Annotated in this window: 11 protein-coding genes; 9 read left to right on the forward strand and 2 right to left on the reverse strand. The window is 68.0% G+C overall.

Features of this window, described 5'->3' with window-relative positions; translation table 11 throughout:
- The first annotated feature begins 315 nt into the window (after positions 1-315).
- The 7 genes from ACLQ6X_RS08640 to ACLQ6X_RS08670 all read left to right on the forward strand — a co-directional run bounded on the left by ACLQ6X_RS08640 (position 316) and on the right by ACLQ6X_RS08670 (position 10516).
- On the forward strand, positions 316-918 hold the full coding sequence (locus ACLQ6X_RS08640) for a 50S ribosomal protein L25/general stress protein Ctc (RefSeq protein ID WP_411699766.1): 603 nt from the start codon (positions 316-318) through the stop codon (positions 916-918).
- Positions 919-940: 22 nt separating this feature from the next.
- Positions 941-1534 (forward strand): aminoacyl-tRNA hydrolase, encoded by a 594-nt coding sequence (gene pth, locus ACLQ6X_RS08645; RefSeq protein WP_411699776.1) that lies wholly within the window; start codon positions 941-943, stop codon positions 1532-1534.
- 78 nt (positions 1535-1612) lie between these two features.
- On the forward strand, positions 1613-2557 hold the full coding sequence (locus tag ACLQ6X_RS08650) for an NAD-dependent epimerase/dehydratase family protein (protein WP_411699767.1): 945 nt from the start codon (positions 1613-1615) through the stop codon (positions 2555-2557).
- Positions 2558-2610: 53 nt separating this feature from the next.
- Positions 2611-6261: a transcription-repair coupling factor gene (mfd, locus tag ACLQ6X_RS08655; RefSeq protein ID WP_411699768.1), complete on the forward strand. Its 3651-nt coding sequence runs from the start codon at positions 2611-2613 to the stop codon at positions 6259-6261.
- Between the two features lie 147 nt (positions 6262-6408).
- Entirely contained in the window at positions 6409-7122 is a 714-nt protein-coding gene (locus tag ACLQ6X_RS08660; protein WP_411699769.1) for a hypothetical protein, read from the forward strand.
- Positions 7123-7256: 134 nt separating this feature from the next.
- On the forward strand, positions 7257-8024 hold the full coding sequence (locus ACLQ6X_RS08665; protein WP_411699770.1) for a hypothetical protein: 768 nt from the start codon (positions 7257-7259) through the stop codon (positions 8022-8024).
- Positions 8025-8074: 50 nt separating this feature from the next.
- Positions 8075-10516, forward strand: coding sequence for a phosphoketolase (locus tag ACLQ6X_RS08670; RefSeq protein ID WP_411699771.1), 2442 nt, complete (start codon positions 8075-8077; stop codon positions 10514-10516).
- A gap of 73 nt (positions 10517-10589) precedes the next feature.
- Here the strand turns inward: ACLQ6X_RS08670 and ACLQ6X_RS08675 are convergent, their stop codons facing one another.
- Together ACLQ6X_RS08675 and ACLQ6X_RS08680 are read right to left on the reverse strand one after the other, a co-directional pair.
- Complete coding sequence (locus ACLQ6X_RS08675) at positions 10590-11321, reverse strand: hypothetical protein (protein WP_411699772.1); 732 nt, start codon at positions 11319-11321, stop codon at positions 10590-10592.
- A 54-nt stretch (positions 11322-11375) separates the two neighbouring features.
- On the reverse strand, positions 11376-12179 hold the full coding sequence (locus ACLQ6X_RS08680) for a hypothetical protein (protein WP_411699773.1): 804 nt from the start codon (positions 12177-12179) through the stop codon (positions 11376-11378).
- Between the two features lie 422 nt (positions 12180-12601).
- Here ACLQ6X_RS08680 and ACLQ6X_RS08685 point away from each other — a divergent pair, with 422 nt between their 5' ends.
- Entirely contained in the window at positions 12602-13624 is a 1023-nt protein-coding gene (locus tag ACLQ6X_RS08685) for a LacI family DNA-binding transcriptional regulator (protein WP_411699774.1), read from the forward strand.
- Between the two features lie 165 nt (positions 13625-13789).
- Complete coding sequence (locus ACLQ6X_RS08690; RefSeq protein ID WP_411699775.1) at positions 13790-15148, forward strand: ABC transporter substrate-binding protein; 1359 nt, start codon at positions 13790-13792, stop codon at positions 15146-15148.
- Positions 15149-15215 lie beyond the last annotated feature (67 nt).

A 15215-nucleotide genomic window follows, 5' to 3' on the forward strand; every position in this document is an offset into this window, starting at 1 on the left:
CATGCCCACCTCGCTGCTCGACTCGCAGTTCGCGCTCCTGGAGGAGCTCGACGCGGATGAGCCGGGCTTCGTGGTCGACGTCGACGCGACCGTCGATGCGATAGTCACCGAGGCGGTCGCGGGCCTCAGCCCCGTGCGGTAGACTCTCCCACTGAACTTCGGCGAGGGAAGCGGCCCGTGGCAGCTTCCGTGATCGACGCGGTGGTCTGGCTTCCGGCTTTTCCTCACGCAGATACGCGTTCGAGTTGACTCTTCCATTCCGCCGCGCACATCGCGGCACGACCAATCGGGTGCAAGACCCGTGAGGAGAACACTATGTCTGATGACCTGAAGGTCACCGCGGAACTCCGCGAATCGTTCGGCAAGGGCGCAGCCCGCAAGCTCCGTGCCCTCGGCAAGATCCCCGCCGTGCTCTACGGCCACGGCACCGAGCCGGTGCACGTGTCCCTCCCGGGCCACCAGATGCTCCTCATCCTCCGCAAGTCGAACGCCGTCCTCGAGCTCGACATCGACGGCAAGGGACAGCTCGCGCTGGTCAAGGACGTCCAGAAGGACCCCGTTCGCCAGATCATCGAGCACATCGACCTCATCGTCGTGCGCAAGGGCGAGAAGGTCACCATCGACGTGCCGATCCACCTCGAGGGCGAAGCCGCTCCCGGAACGACCGTCAACCAGGACTCGAACACCATCTCGCTCGAGGCCCTCGCGACCGCGATCCCCGAGTCGGTCGTCGTGTCGATCGAGGGCGCCGAGGACGGCACCCAGATCTTCGCGAAGGACCTCATCCTTCCCGAGGGCTCGTCGCTCATCACCGACGAGGACACCCTCATCGTCGCCATCTCGATCGCTCAGGAGCAGGACCTCGGCGAGGAGACCGACGAGGCTCCCGCCGAAGAGGCCGCTCCGGCCGCCGAGTAGTTCTAGCCCTGAGTAGCTAGAGCTGGACGAGAACCCCTGGCTTGTAGTCGGGCTCGGTAACCCCGGGCCCGGCTACGCCGGGAATCGCCACAACGTGGGCCAGATGGCCCTCGACGAACTGGCGCGCCGCATCGGTGCGCCGTTCAAGAGCCAGAAGACCAACGCGACGGTCGCCGAGGGCAGGCTGAGCGGCCAGGGCCCGCGCGTCATCCTCGCCAAACCGAACACGTACATGAACGTGTCGGGCGGCCCGGTCGCCGCGCTCATGCGCTTCTACAAGCTCGAGCCGGCCAACCTCATCGTGCTGCACGACGAGCTCGACATCCCCTTCGACTCGATCAAGCTGAAGAGCGGCGGGGGTCACGGCGGCCACAACGGCGTGCGAGACATCGCCGCGGCCATCGGCAGCCCCGAATTCGTGCGCGTGCGCATCGGCATCGGCCGCCCTCCGGGCCGGCAGCCGGCCGCGGACTTCGTGCTCAAAGACTTCTCGAGCGACGAGAAGAAGATTCTGGCGAACCTGGTTTCGGATGCCGCGGACGCCGTCGAGCAGGTCGCCCGCGAGAGTCTCACGGCCGCCCAACTGCGTTTCCACACGTCGGCCCCCGCCGACTAGCCACGCGGATTGACCCTGTCGAAATCGTTCATCCTCAAGGGGGATTTTTAACCCCCGAGGCTCGCCTACTCTTAAGGCATGCGCGTTCTCCTTGCCGGTTCGACCGGAGAAATAGGGCGCCTCCTTGTGCCTCTCCTGGTGCGTTCCGGTCACACCGTGACGGGTGTCGCGCGCCACTCCACGGGGGTGACCTCGTTTGGTTCTTCCGAGCTCGAAGTCGACATCGTCGACCGTGAAGCGCTGCTCGCCGCCGTCGACGGTCTCGAGTTCGACGCCGTTATTCACCAGGCCACTGCGCTGAGCCGCGAACCCCGCCGGTATTCACACATGCACAAGACCAACCGCCTGCGCATGGAGGGCACGAGTGCTCTCATCGCGGCCGCCCGCGCTACCGGCGCCACCCGGTTCGTCTCCGCCTCCGCGTTCTACGGCTACGGTTTCGAGAACTTCGGCCAGAAGCCCGTCGACGAAGACGCGGCCTTCGGCGAACGCCCGGGCGGGCCGGTCGACAACGTGCACCGCGCCCTGCTGAGCAACGAGCAGCAGGCACGCGCGTTCGGCGGAGTCGCCCTGCGCTACGGGCTGTTCTACCGCGGCCGCGGGCCGATTCCCACCGTCGCGTCCGACTCGGCCGGTGTGCTGCCTTTCGTGCACGTCGAAGACGCCGCCGCCGCCACGGTCGCCGCGCTCGACGCTCCCGCCGGGTCGGTCTACAACGTGGTCGACGACACCCCGGCGACCTGGCGCGAGGTGCACGAGGCGCGCGCGCGGGCGTTCGAGTCGCCCGACCCGACGGTGGTCCCGTCGTGGTTGATGCGCCGCACGGCCCCGTATCGCGCAGAGCTGCTGACCGCGACATCCATCAGGGTCTCGAACGCGCGAGCGCGGGCCGAACTCGGCTGGGCACCCAGCTACCCCTCGTACCGCGAGGGAATCAGGTCGGCTGTGACGGATGCGGCCCACGCCCGCGCCGTACTGGCGAGCCCGTCGCGCGCCTCGGGCGCGGCACACGGGTCGGCCTGACCGAACCCCGCCCGGCCCCGGCGGGTGTCGGCGGCACCGCCTACACTTAAGCGGTGATACTCGAAGGTTTAATTACGGCGCTTTCGCGCGCCCACACGTTCGAGGACGCACTCTCGTACGCCACCCGCAACGCCGAATTCTCGCTCGTCGACGGCCTCCGCGCCCCGCTCATCGCCGGCCTGCTCGCCAAGCGGCCCAACGCGCAGGCGCTGCTCGCCATCGTGTCGACCGGTCGCGAGAGCGAGGCCCTGCGCGAGTCGCTGTCGTCGGTGCTGCCGAACGCCGAGATCATCGAGTTCCCGGCGTGGGAGACCCTGCCGCACGAGCGGCTCAGCCCGAGCAGCGAGACCGTGGGCAAGCGCATCGCCGCGCTTCGCCGTCTCGCCGAGTGGGACCGTTCGCGTCCGATCGTCGTTGTGGCGAGCGTGCGCGCCGCCCTGCAGCCGCTCGCCGACAACCTCATCGAAACGCCGACCATCGACCTCAAGGCCGGCGGCCGGGGCTACAGCCTGCCCGGCATCACGCTCGAGCTCATCGACCTCGCCTATTCACGCGTCGACATGGTAACGCGCCGCGGCGAGTTCGCGGTGCGCGGCGGCATCCTCGACGTCTTCGCGCCCACCGATGAGCACCCGCTGCGCCTCGAGTTCTTCGGCGACGAGCTCGAGCAGATCCGCCCGTTCTCGGTCTCCGACCAGCGCTCGCTGCCCGACACGGTCGAGCACGCGCAGCTGCCGCCGAGCCGCGAACTGCTGCTCAGCCCCGCCGTGCGCCAGCGCGCCCGCGAGATGCAGCACGAGTTTCCGGGCCTCGCCCAGATGCTCGCGAAGATCGGCGAGGGCATCCCCGTCGACGGCATGGAGTCGCTCGCGCCCGCGCTGCTCGACCGGCTCGTTCCGCTCACCCACTACCTGCCGGCCGAGGCCGCGATCGTCGTGCTCTCGCCCGAGAAGGTCGCCACCCGGGCCGTGAGCCTCGTCGAGACCAACCAGGAGTTCCTCGCCGCCGCGTGGAACGCCGCCACCGCGGGTGCCGAAGCACCGATCGACCTCGACGCTGGCGACTTCGTCACGCTGAACGCGCTACGGGCCTCGGCCGGCGCGCGCGCCTGGTGGACCATGAGCTCGTTCGACAGCGGGGCGACCGAGCCCGGTTTCGATACGGCCGCGGGCGGCCTACTCAACCAGCAGGGTGCCGACCTCGAGGCGCGCGTCGCGGCCACCCTCGACTCCGACGACACCTACGTGCGCATCGACGCGAGCGCCGTGCCCAGCTTCGCCGGCCAGCCCACCGGCGCCATCGACCACGTCGAGACCCTGATGCGCGACGGCTGGACGGTGGTCATCGTCGCCCGCGGCCAGGGCCTGGTCGAGCGCGCCGTCGACGTGCTCGCCGAGCGCGAGCTGGCGGGGCGGCTCGTCGAGGAGTTCCCCGCGAGCGAGGCGGCTGCCCTCGAGCCGGGCGTCGCCTACCTGCTCAAGGCCTCGGCCGAGCACGGTTTCGAGCTGCCCGAGATCAAGTTCGCCCTGCTCAACGAGAGCGAGTTCTACGGCCGAGCGGTCGGCTACGACGCCCGCCAGGTGAAGAAGCTCGCGAGCCGCCGCAAGAACGTCGTCGACCCGCTGCAGCTGAAGAACGGCGACTTCGTGGTGCACCAGACCCACGGCATCGGCAAGTTTATCGAGCTCGTGCAGCGCGAGGTCTCCAGCGGCGGACGCAACGCCGTCAAGCGCAGCCGCGAGTTCCTGGTCATCGAGTACGCCCCGGGCAAGCGCGGCATGCCGGGCGACAAGCTCTACGTGCCCACCGATCAGCTCGACCTGCTCAGCCGCTACGTCGGCGGCGAGGCGCCCAGCCTCAGCAAGATGGGCGGCAGCGACTGGTCGAACGCCAAGAACAAGGCGCGCAAGGCCGTGCGCGACATCGCGGTCGAGCTCGTGAAGCTCTACTCGGCGCGCATGGCGTCGAAGGGTCACGCCTTCCCGAAAGATACCCCCTGGCAGCGCGAGCTCGAAGACGCCTTCCCGTTCGCCGAGACCGTCGACCAGCTCACCACGATCGACGAGGTCAAGGCCGACATGGAGCGGCCCATCCCCATGGACCGGCTGTTGAGCGGCGACGTCGGCTACGGCAAGACCGAGGTCGCCGTGCGCGCCGCGTTCAAGGCCGTGCAAGACGGCAAGCAGGTCGCCATGATCGTGCCGACCACCCTGCTCGTGCGCCAGCACATGGAGACCTTCGCCGAGCGTTTCGCCGGCTTCCCGGTGCACCTGCGGGCCCTCAGCCGGTTCCAGACCGAGAAGGAATCGAAGGAGACCCTGGCGGGGCTCGCGGATGGCACGGTCGACGTCGTCATCGGAACACACCGTCTTCTCGGCTCGGGCATCGCCTTCAAAGACCTCGGCCTCGTGATCATCGACGAGGAGCAGCGTTTCGGCGTCGAACACAAGGACGCGCTCAAGAAGCTGAAGACCAACGTCGACATCCTCGCCATGACGGCGACCCCGATTCCCCGCACCCTCGAGATGGCGGTCACGGGCATCCGTGAGATGTCGACCCTCGCGACCCCGCCCGAAGACCGCCACCCGATCCTCTCCTTCGTCGGCCCGTACAGCGACAAGCAGGTCTCGGCGGCGATCCGCCGTGAGCTGCTGCGCGAGGGCCAGGTGTTCTTCGTGCACAACCGCGTGTCATCCATCAACCGCGTCGCGGCGCAACTCTCCGAGCTCGTGCCCGAGGCGCGCATCGCGATCGCCCACGGCCAGCTGCCCGAGAGCGTGCTCGAACAGGTGATGGTCGACTTCTGGGAGCGCAAGTTCGACGTGCTCGTCTCCACAACGATCGTCGAGACCGGTCTCGACATCGCGAACGCGAACACGCTCATCATCGACCGTGCCGACAAGTACGGGCTCAGCCAGCTGCACCAGCTGCGCGGTCGGGTCGGACGTGGCCGCGAGCGCGCCTACGCCTACTTCCTCTACGACGAGATGAAGCCGCTGTCGGAGACCGCCCACGAGCGCCTCTCCACGATCGCCGCCAACAACGAGCTCGGCGCGGGCATGCAGATCGCCCTGCGCGACCTCGAGATCCGCGGCGCGGGCAACCTGCTCGGGGGCGAGCAGAGCGGACACATCGCGGGCGTCGGATTCGACCTCTATCTGCGGATGATCGGGGAGGCCGTTTCGACCTTCCGTGGCGACGTCGCCGAGGGACAGACCGAACTGCGTCTCGAGCTGCCCGTCGACGCGCACATCCCCGAGGAGTACGTCGAGAGCGAGCGTCTCCGCCTCGAGGCCTACCAGAAGCTCTCGACCGCGTCGGCGCCGGCCTCGACCCCCGAGCAGATCGACCTCGTGCTCGAGGAGCTCGCCGACCGCTACGGCGAGCCGCCCGAGCAGGTGACGAACCTCATCGCGGTGTCCCGTCTGCGCCGCATGGCGGTGAAGGCCGGCCTCAGCGAGGTCGTGGCGATGGGCGGCAACCTGCGCGTCGCGGGCGTCGCCCTGGCCGACTCGATCCAGATCCGGCTGCAGCGCATGTACCCGGGGTCGAAGTACTTCGCCGCGAACGCCGCCGTCGCCATCCCGATGCCGCGCGTCAACGGCGAGCCGCTCGACGACGCCGAGCTCATCGCCTGGACGAACAGCCTGCTCGTCGCCATCTTCGGCGCCGAGATCGCGGAGACCACGCCCACCGCCGGTTGAGGAGGGCCGCCTGCGGCCGCGCTGCTGGTTGAGTAAGGCCGCCTGCGGCCTGTATCGAAACCCTCGCCGGTTTCGCTACGGTCGCTGAGCGACCTACTCAACCCGCACAACCCCAATCCCGTCGGTAGTCGGCAACGAACGGTAACCATGGATGAAACGGATGCTGATCTAGACCGGCTGCGTCGCGTCGCATTCGGCCGCACGACGAACGCTGACGAAGAGCGAGCTGCCGCATCCGCTCTGGCCGAGCTCGCGCGACTGGAGGCCGAACCCGCGGTCGTCGAGCCTGAGGTCGCTGAGCCTGTCGAAGCGCCCCCGGTCGAGACAGTTCCCGACGCTTCGACGAGCTCAGCAACCGAAGGACGACGTCGCTGGCTCGCACCCGCGGCAGTCGGGCTGCTCGTCGGCGCCGTGATCGCCGGAGCGGGAGTGTGGGCGCTGCGTCCGGGCGAAGCTGAGCCCGCGACATCCGCTTCGACATCCGGCGAGACCGGCGTCAACTACTTTCTCGGCGACCCGCCCGGCGAGTCCACGCTCGCCGGCGACGTGCAGGCGGCCGAGCGGTGGTTCTCCGAACCGCAGTCCGAGGAGGACCTCGAGGGCGTGGGCTCGCTGCTTCCGGAATTCGACCGCTCGAGCGTGCGCCTCGTGCACGCCAGCTCGCTCGCCAAGGTCTGGGTCGCGAAGCGCGTCGACGGCCAGCTCTGCCTCGAGACGACGGTGACCGTGACGGACCTGACCACCGGCAGCTGCGCCCTGCCGCCCGACTTCGCCGACCGCGGGCTCACCGTCTCGTCTGAGGTGCTCACCGCCGTGTGGAACGGCAGCCAGCTCAAGGTCGTCGCGACCCGGGAAGAATAGGACGTCCGCGATTTCGCTGGTTCAGTTCGTGCTGAGTATCAACACGAACTGAACCACCGTTTTCGAGAACCAGAAAATCTGCCCCGCGAGCCAGCGTTCTCCGAGAATCCCTCGATAAGAGGTATTCTCTGGCCATGACCGTGGATGACGCCCGCCTCGCCGAACTTCGCCGAATAGCCTTCGGCCGCACCTACTCGCCCGACGACGAAGCACGAGCCGCCGCTGCCCGGCACGAGCTCGAGGCGGCGCTGACGGTTGCGGATGACACGACCTCACCGCTCCCCGGCCCGCCCCCGGTCGCTTCGCACCTCGAAGCGCCCTCGGTCGCCGAGCCGGTCGAAGCGCCCGCCGAGCCGCACCGCGCGCGCCGCCTCACGTGGCTGGCGCCGACGGCGGTCGCGCTCGTCGTCGGCCTGCTGCTCGGCGCCGGCTCGATGATCGCGACCGGCCGCGCAGCCCCCGCCGTCGAACCCGCGCCCGCCTTCACGCCCGGCTCCAGCGAACTCCCGCCATCTGTGGCCCCGCTCAGCGCGAACCATCCCGTCGAACCCAGCCAGGGCGACGTGGAAGCGGCCCAGCTGTGGTTCGCCGGCGCCCAACGGCCCGAGGACGAAATCGATCGAAGCATGATGGCGGGGCTCGAGCTCGATCCGGCCTCGACCCGAATGGTCTACACCGACCACGACATGGTCGTGTGGATCGGGCGCACCGGCACGGACGACTTCTGCGTGCTGGCAATGCCGAACACTGCGGGGTCCGGCGGCGGGATCTGCGTCACCCCGGTCGAATTCGCGTCCGGAGGAATCGCCTTGAACGTGAAGGGCTCCCTGTCGGTCGTGTGGAACGGTCAGCGCTTCATTACTTCGACATCGGCCGGCCAGCAACGGGACGTACGTCCCTAGCCAGCGACCCCGCCGGTGGTGCAGCCTGAGAGTACCGACGAAAGGTAGTTATGAACGCCTGGCAGTACCGCGAACCCCACACTCTCGATTCCGAAGCACTCGAACAACTCAACACCTGGTGGAGGGCGGCGAACTACCTGTCGGTCGGCCAGATCTATCTGCTCGACAACCCGCTGCTGAAGGTGCCGCTCACGAAAGATCACATAAAGCCGCGCCTGCTCGGCCACTGGGGTACCACCCCGGGCCTCAACTTCATCTACGCACACCTCAACCGTGTCATCCAAGAGCGCAGCCTCAACGCGATCTACGTCACCGGTCCCGGCCACGGCGGCCCGGGGATGGTCGCCAACGCCTACCTCGACGGCACCTACAGCGAGGTGTACAACACCATCGAGAAGACCGAAGACGGTGTGCGCCGGCTGTTCCGCCAGTTCTCCTTCCCCGGAGGCATTCCGTCGCACGTAGCGCCCGAGACCCCCGGTTCGATCCACGAAGGAGGTGAGCTCGGCTACTCGCTGAGCCACGCGTACGGCGCCGCGTTCGACAACCCCGACCTGCTGGTCGCGACCGTCGTCGGCGACGGGGAGGCCGAGACCGGACCGTTGGCCACCAGCTGGCACTCGAACAAGTTCATCGACCCCGTGAACGACGGCGTCGTGCTGCCGATCCTGCACCTCAACGGCTACAAGATCGCCAACCCGAGCCTGCTCGCCCGCATCCCCGAAGAAGAACTGCTGCAGCTCATGCGCGGCTACGGGCACACCCCCTACGTCGTCAGCGGCGGATTCGACGACGAAGACCCGATCGCCGTGCACGCGCGCCTCGCCGAGACGATGGACCTCGTTCTCAACCAGATCGCGCAGATCAAGGCGGATGCCGCGGCCGGAACTCTCGACGGACGCCCGGCCTGGCCCATGATCATCCTGCGCACCCCGAAGGGCTGGACCTGCCCCAAGGAGATCGACGGACACCCCGCCGAGAACAACTGGCGCTCGCACCAGGTTCCGCTGTCGAACGCCCGCGACACCGAGGCGCACACGCGCCTGCTCGAGAGCTGGCTGCGCTCGTACAAGCCCGAGGAGCTCTTCGACGAGAACGGCGCCGTCACCGCCGCGGCCACGGCCTTGGCGCCGGAGGGCGACCTGCGGATGAGCGCGAACCCCATCGCGAACGGCGGGCTGCTGCGTCAGGCGCTGAAGCTGCCCGACTTCCGCGACTATGCGGTGGAGGTGGAGAGCCCGGGCGCATCCGCGAGCGAAGCCACCGCGATTCTCGGTAACTGGCTTCGCGACGTGATCACGAAGAACCCCACGAACTTCCGCATCTTCGGACCCGACGAGACCGCGAGCAACCGCCTGCAGGCCGTGTTCGAGGTGACCGACAAGCAGTGGGACGCCGGCACCCTGTCGATCGACAGCGACAACCACCTCGCCCGCGCCGGCCGCGTGATCGAGATGCTCAGCGAGCACCAGTGCCAGGGCTGGCTCGAGGGCTACCTGCTCACCGGACGCCACGGCATCATCAACTCGTACGAGGCGTTCATCCACATCGTCGACTCGATGTTCAACCAGCATGCCAAGTGGCTGAAGAGCTCGCGGCACATCGAGTGGCGCCGTCCGGTCGCGTCGCTCAACTACCTGCTGTCGTCGCACGTCTGGCGCCAGGACCACAACGGCGCCTCTCACCAGGACCCCGGTTTCATCGACCACGTCGTGAACAAGAAGGCCGACGTCGTGCGCGTCTACCTGCCCTTCGACGCGAACACCCTGCTGTCGACCTACGACCACTGCCTGCGCAGCGTCGACTACGTGAACGTCGTGGTGGCCGGAAAGCAGCCCGCGCCCAACTGGCTCACGATGGACCAGGCGATCGACCACTGCACGCGCGGTCTCGGCCTGTTCGACTGGGCCGGCACCGAGGTGGCCGGCGAGGCTCCGGATGTCGTGCTCGCGTCCGCGGGGGATGTGCCGACCCTGGAGATGCTCGCGGCCGCATCCATTCTTCGCGAGAAGGTTCCGTATCTGAAGGTGCGCGTGGTCAACGTCGTCGACCTCATGCGTCTGCAGAGCGAGGGCGAGCACCCGCACGGGCTCAGCGACAAGGAGTACGACGCGATCTTCACGACCGACAAGCCGGTGATCTTCGCGTACCACGGGTACCCGTGGCTGATCCACCGTCTCACCTACCGCCGTCACGGGCACAACAACCTGCACGTGCGCGGGTTCAAGGAGGAGGGCACCACCACGACGCCGTTCGACATGGTGATGATGAACGACCTCGACCGCTACAAGCTCGTGATCGACGTGCTCGACCGCGTGCCCGGCCTGGCCGAGAAGGAGGGCTCGCTGCGACAGGCGATGCAGGACTCCCGTTCGAGGGCTCGCGCCTACACGCGCTCGCACGGCGAGGACATCCCCGAGGTGACGGAGTGGTCGTGGGGCGGTGCTTCGTCGGCGTCCGTCTTCAGCGACTCGGGTGGAGACAACGTCTAGGGCCGAACCGCTGGTTGAGTAGGCCGCCTGCGGCCGTATCGAAACCTTGCCGAGCGCCCCGCTCAACCAGCGCCTACTGCAGCGTGATCGTCTCGACGACGGTCACGCCGTCCCAATGCAACATAACCGCCTCTTTGTCGTCGACCCGCATAATTGTCAACCCCACCCCAAGAAATTCGCTTGGCACGACGCAGATCCACGTCGGGCTGCTGTCACCGATCCACAGCACGAGCAAGCAGATCTTTCCATCGTGGGACATCGCCGCGTATGCCGTATCCGTTGGTGTCGCGCGCAGAAGTTGCGTCGTTGAAGGATTGATCTCGGCATCGAGATTCGCAACTGCGTCGTCCGGCGACTGGGGCATCGCCAGCTGAGCGGTCGCCGCCTCGAGGTCGCCACCCGGCCCAAGAGCAAGAGTGCCGGTGTGTGGCACGGCAGGCTCGGCCGTCTCGCTTCTGTCGGCGGGACTTTCGTCGCCATCCTCGCGGGTCGCCGCGTTCAGCACCAGAAGGCCGGATGCCACGGCGAGCGCAATGCCGACGACGAATGCCGCGAAGGCGGGAACCGCCCACACTCGCCAGGTCGCCACCAGCCGGTGCAGGTAGCCCGGCTCGTCGTACACCTCGACGACGTCGAGGGTGACGCCGCCCGACACGGCGGACGCCGATGCTCCGTCGTCGACGATCTCCCGGGCGTGCGCCTCGCGCTCCGCCAGCGCCGCGCGTGCCTCGACCGCCGCGGCCTCTTCCGCTGCATTCGACGTGCGCCCGTACGCGACACGGCGCAGGTCGTCCAGCTCGGTCATGGGCCGAAGCGTATCAAACCTCACGTACCGGCGCCCCGGGCAGCTGGTGGAGTCCTACAACAGCGACCGCGACTCGGTGACCTTAACGCCGTCCCAGCGCACCTTGAGTTCCACGCCGTCGGCCGACGTTCCGACCCAGATTCCCCCGCTTGCGAAATTGCTCGGCGGAGCGCACGTGCTGTACGTCCCACCCTCGGCGGCGTCTGCCACGATCAGGCAGATGTTGCCATCGACGGACATAGCCGCATATACCTGGCCGCCCGACGGTGATCGCAGGGCGTGCGTCGTGGTGGCGTCGATCGACTCGTCGACCAGCGGAAGAACGTCTTCGGGCGTCTGTGCGCGCGCCAGCAGTGCGGTCGCCAACTCCAGATTGCCCGGCTCGCCGCCGCGAGCCGGTTCCCCGGACGCGACGGTATCCGCGAAATCCGCGCGCGCAATCAAGTTCGAGACGACCAGGCCGGATGCCATGGTCAGCGCAATGCCGACGACGAACGCCGCGAAGGCGGGCACGGCCCACACACGCCACGTCGCCCCGAGGCGGTGCAGGTAGCCCGGCTCGTCGTACACCTCGACGACGTCGAGAGTGACGCCGCCCGACACGGCGGACTCCGGTTTCCCGTCGGTCATCACTGCCTTGCCCGATTCGGCCTCGTGGCCGGGCGTCGCTCCAGCAGCAGCGTCGCGCGCGCTCGCCCGCGCCCGCGTGAATTCGGCCGCCTCGTGATTGGCCCGCACCTGCCCCTGATGCGCCTCGAGTGCGGCCAGCGCCGCGCGTGCCTCGGCCGCCGCGGTTTCCTCCGCCGCGTTGGACGTGCGCCCGAAGGCGACGCGGCGCAGATCGTCCAGCTCGGTCATGCACGGAAGCGTATCAAACCTCAGGTACGAGGCACTCGAGCCGTGCGAAGCGCCGCGGCGAATGGCCCCGGCCCGTGACATCCGCCCGTTTGGCCGTGTTTTTTCACATCCGCGCCCGAATATCCCGCCGCGCTAGTGAAAAAACACAGCGCGGCCCGCGGAGTGCGGCCGTTCGGCTCGGGTGCGGTCGTGCGAACAGCCGCGCGCGTGCGAGACGGCCGCAGCGCCCGTGACTCCGGCGGCGCGGGCTGGCCGCGGCATCCGATTGCGTCGTTTGGGGCACTCGACTGCCCCAGCTGCCCCAAACGGCGCAACCCGGCGCCCCACCCTGCCACAATCGACGCAACTGCGACGGAGATTGGCCGCGCCCGCGACCGTTTCAACGTTGTAAAGTGAGGCAACCGACCGCGAGGGGGAACGACATGTCGATCACGATGCACGACGTGGCGCGGTTGGCCGGGGTGTCGATCAAGACGGTGTCGAACGTGGTGAACGACTACCCGCACATCCGTCCCGAGACGCGCGACCGTGTGAATTCGGCGATCGACGAGCTCGGCTACCGTCCGAACCTCATCGCGCGGGGGCTGCGGTCTGGGCGTACCGGTGTGATCAGCCTGATCATCCCCGACCTGCGCAATGCCTACTTCGCCGAGCTCGCCGACGTCGTGATGCGCGCCGCCGATGCCCAGGGTCTCAGCGTCATCATCGAACAGTCGGGGGCCGACCGCGATCGCGAGATCGGGCTGCTCGGCGGGGAGCGCAAGCAGAAGGTCGACGGCATCCTGTACAGCGCCCTCGCCCTCGGCGAAGACGACGCGCACATCCTCAACGACGTGACCACGCCCCTCGTGCTGCTGGGGGAGCGCATCTTCCACGGCCCCACCGACCACGTCACCATGCAGAACACCGAGGGAGCACGCGCCGCGACCGCACACCTCATCGGGCTCGGCCGCACCCGTATAGCCGTGGTCGGCGCGCACCGCGGCGAGGTCATCGGCTCGGCGGGTCTGCGGCTCGCAGGCTACCGCGAGGCGCTCGCCGACGCCGGCATTGCCTACGACGACGAGCTGGTCGGCGAAGTGGGCGGCTGGTACCGCTCGGGCGGTGCCCAGGCGATGCGCCTGCTGCTCGACTCGGGCGCGCGGTTCGACGGACTCGTGGCGTTCAACGACTCGATGGCCCTCGGCGCGATGCGGGTGATGCAGGAGGCTGGCCTGCGCATCCCCGACGACGTGGCGGTCATCGGCTACGACGACATCGATGAGACGCGCTACACGCTGCCCACACTGTCGACGATCGACCCGGGTAAAGAGGAGATCGCCGAGGTGGCGGTGCGGTATTTGCTCGAGCGCATCGGCAACCCGGGCGCGGTAATCGAGCCGCGTGAGCATCTCGCCGCGTACCGCGTGGTCGTGCGCGAGTCCAGCACGCTGCCGCAGAACTAACGTCGGGCCGATTGCGGCGCTGCTCTTGACATCGGCCGCATCCGCTCTGCATTATGTCCTTTACAACGTTATATACAACGTTGTAAACGGCGGCCAACGAGGGCCTGCACCCGCTGATCCACCGCTCATGACAACGAAGTCCATGCACGACCGAGAGGAATCACAGTGAAGAAGAAATCACTCGTCGCGGGTCTGTCCGCGATCGCGATCGTCGCCAGTCTGGCCGCCTGCAGCGGCGACGGCGGGGGCGGCGAGGGCGGCTCGAACGCCAAGCCCACCAACTGCACGAACAAGATCGTCAACGCCGACGCTCCCGTCGTCTCCGTCTGGGCCTGGTATCCGAACATGGCTACGGTCGTCGACAACTTCAACAACGCGAACGACGACGTACAGGTGTGCTGGACCGTCGCCGGTCAGGGCGCCGACGAGTACGCCAAGTTGCAGACCGCCGTCTCGGCCGGCAAGGGCGCGCCCGACGTCGTGATGCTCGAGACCGACCAGCTCGTCGGCTTCGAGATCCAGGAGGCGCTCGTCGACATCAGCGACCTCGGCGCGAACGACGTGAAGAAGAACTTCGCCGAGGGATCGTGGGGGGATGTCTCGCAGGGCGACGCCGTCTACGCCGTGCCCATCGACGGCGGCCCGATGGCGATGATCTACCGCAAAGACATCTTCGAGCAGTACAACATCACCCCGCCCACGACGTGGGAGGAGTACGAGGCGGCCGCGCAGACCGTCAAGGACGCCGGCGGCCCCTGGTTCGGCAACCTCGGCAGCAACGTGCCAGCCGCGCTCACGGCGCTCTTCCAGCAGAACGGGGCGGTGCCGTTCGACTACGACCTCGCCGACCCGCAGAAGATCTCGATCAACCTCGACACCCCCGAGGTCAAAGAGGTCATGGACTACTGGGCCGGGCTCACCGAGAAGGGCCTCATCGGCACCGAAGACCAGTTCACGACCGACTACATCGCGGGCGTCGTCGGCGGCAAGTACGCCACCTACGTCTCCGCGGCCTGGGCTCCCGGTTACCTCACCGGCGCCGGAGTCGGGCAGGGCGACGACGCGGGGCTCTTCGCGGTGGCTCCGCTGCCGCAGTGGGACGCCGACAACCCGGTGTCGGTCAACTGGGGCGGATCCGCGCTCGCGGTGACCACCCAGGCGAGCGACAAGGAGCTCGCGGCGACGGTTGCCCTGGGCCTCTACGCCGACGAGGCCTCGCTCACCGACGGTTGGAAGACGCAGACCATCTTCCCGCTCAACAAAGACGTGCTCACCTCCGACGAGTTCGTGAACAACGAGGTCGAGTTCTTCGGCGGTCAGACGGCGAACAAGGACATCTACATCCCCGCCGCCGACGCCTACGAGGGCACGACCTACAGCCCGTTCAGCGTCTACTACTACGCGCAACTCCAGGCGCAGCTGGTGAAGATCGCCGCCGGTGACGTGGGTGGATCGCAGGCGGCCACCGACCTGCAAGACATCATCGTGAAGTACGCGCAGGAGCAGGGCTTCACGGTCGAGTAGGTTTTGCAGCCGCCGCGGGCCCCCGCCGCCCCCCCCGGCCGCGCCCAACAAAAAAAAAAAGAAATTT

This window comes from Conyzicola sp. (assembly GCF_046714715.1).
Classification (GTDB): domain Bacteria; phylum Actinomycetota; class Actinomycetes; order Actinomycetales; family Microbacteriaceae; genus Conyzicola.

Coding starts and splice junctions, on each gene's coding strand:
- ACLQ6X_RS08685 (WP_411699774.1), top strand. CDS start 12,602: ATGTCGATCACGATGCACGACGTGGCGCGGTTGGCCGGGGTGTCGATC.
- ACLQ6X_RS08650 (WP_411699767.1), top strand. CDS start 1,613: ATGCGCGTTCTCCTTGCCGGTTCGACCGGAGAAATAGGGCGCCTCCTT.
- ACLQ6X_RS08680 (WP_411699773.1), bottom strand. CDS start 12,179: ATGACCGAGCTGGACGATCTGCGCCGCGTCGCCTTCGGGCGCACGTCC.
- ACLQ6X_RS08640 (WP_411699766.1), top strand. CDS start 316: ATGTCTGATGACCTGAAGGTCACCGCGGAACTCCGCGAATCGTTCGGC.
- ACLQ6X_RS08670 (WP_411699771.1), top strand. CDS start 8,075: ATGAACGCCTGGCAGTACCGCGAACCCCACACTCTCGATTCCGAAGCA.
- ACLQ6X_RS08665 (WP_411699770.1), top strand. CDS start 7,257: ATGACCGTGGATGACGCCCGCCTCGCCGAACTTCGCCGAATAGCCTTC.
- ACLQ6X_RS08675 (WP_411699772.1), bottom strand. CDS start 11,321: ATGACCGAGCTGGACGACCTGCGCCGTGTCGCGTACGGGCGCACGTCG.
- ACLQ6X_RS08660 (WP_411699769.1), top strand. CDS start 6,409: ATGGATGAAACGGATGCTGATCTAGACCGGCTGCGTCGCGTCGCATTC.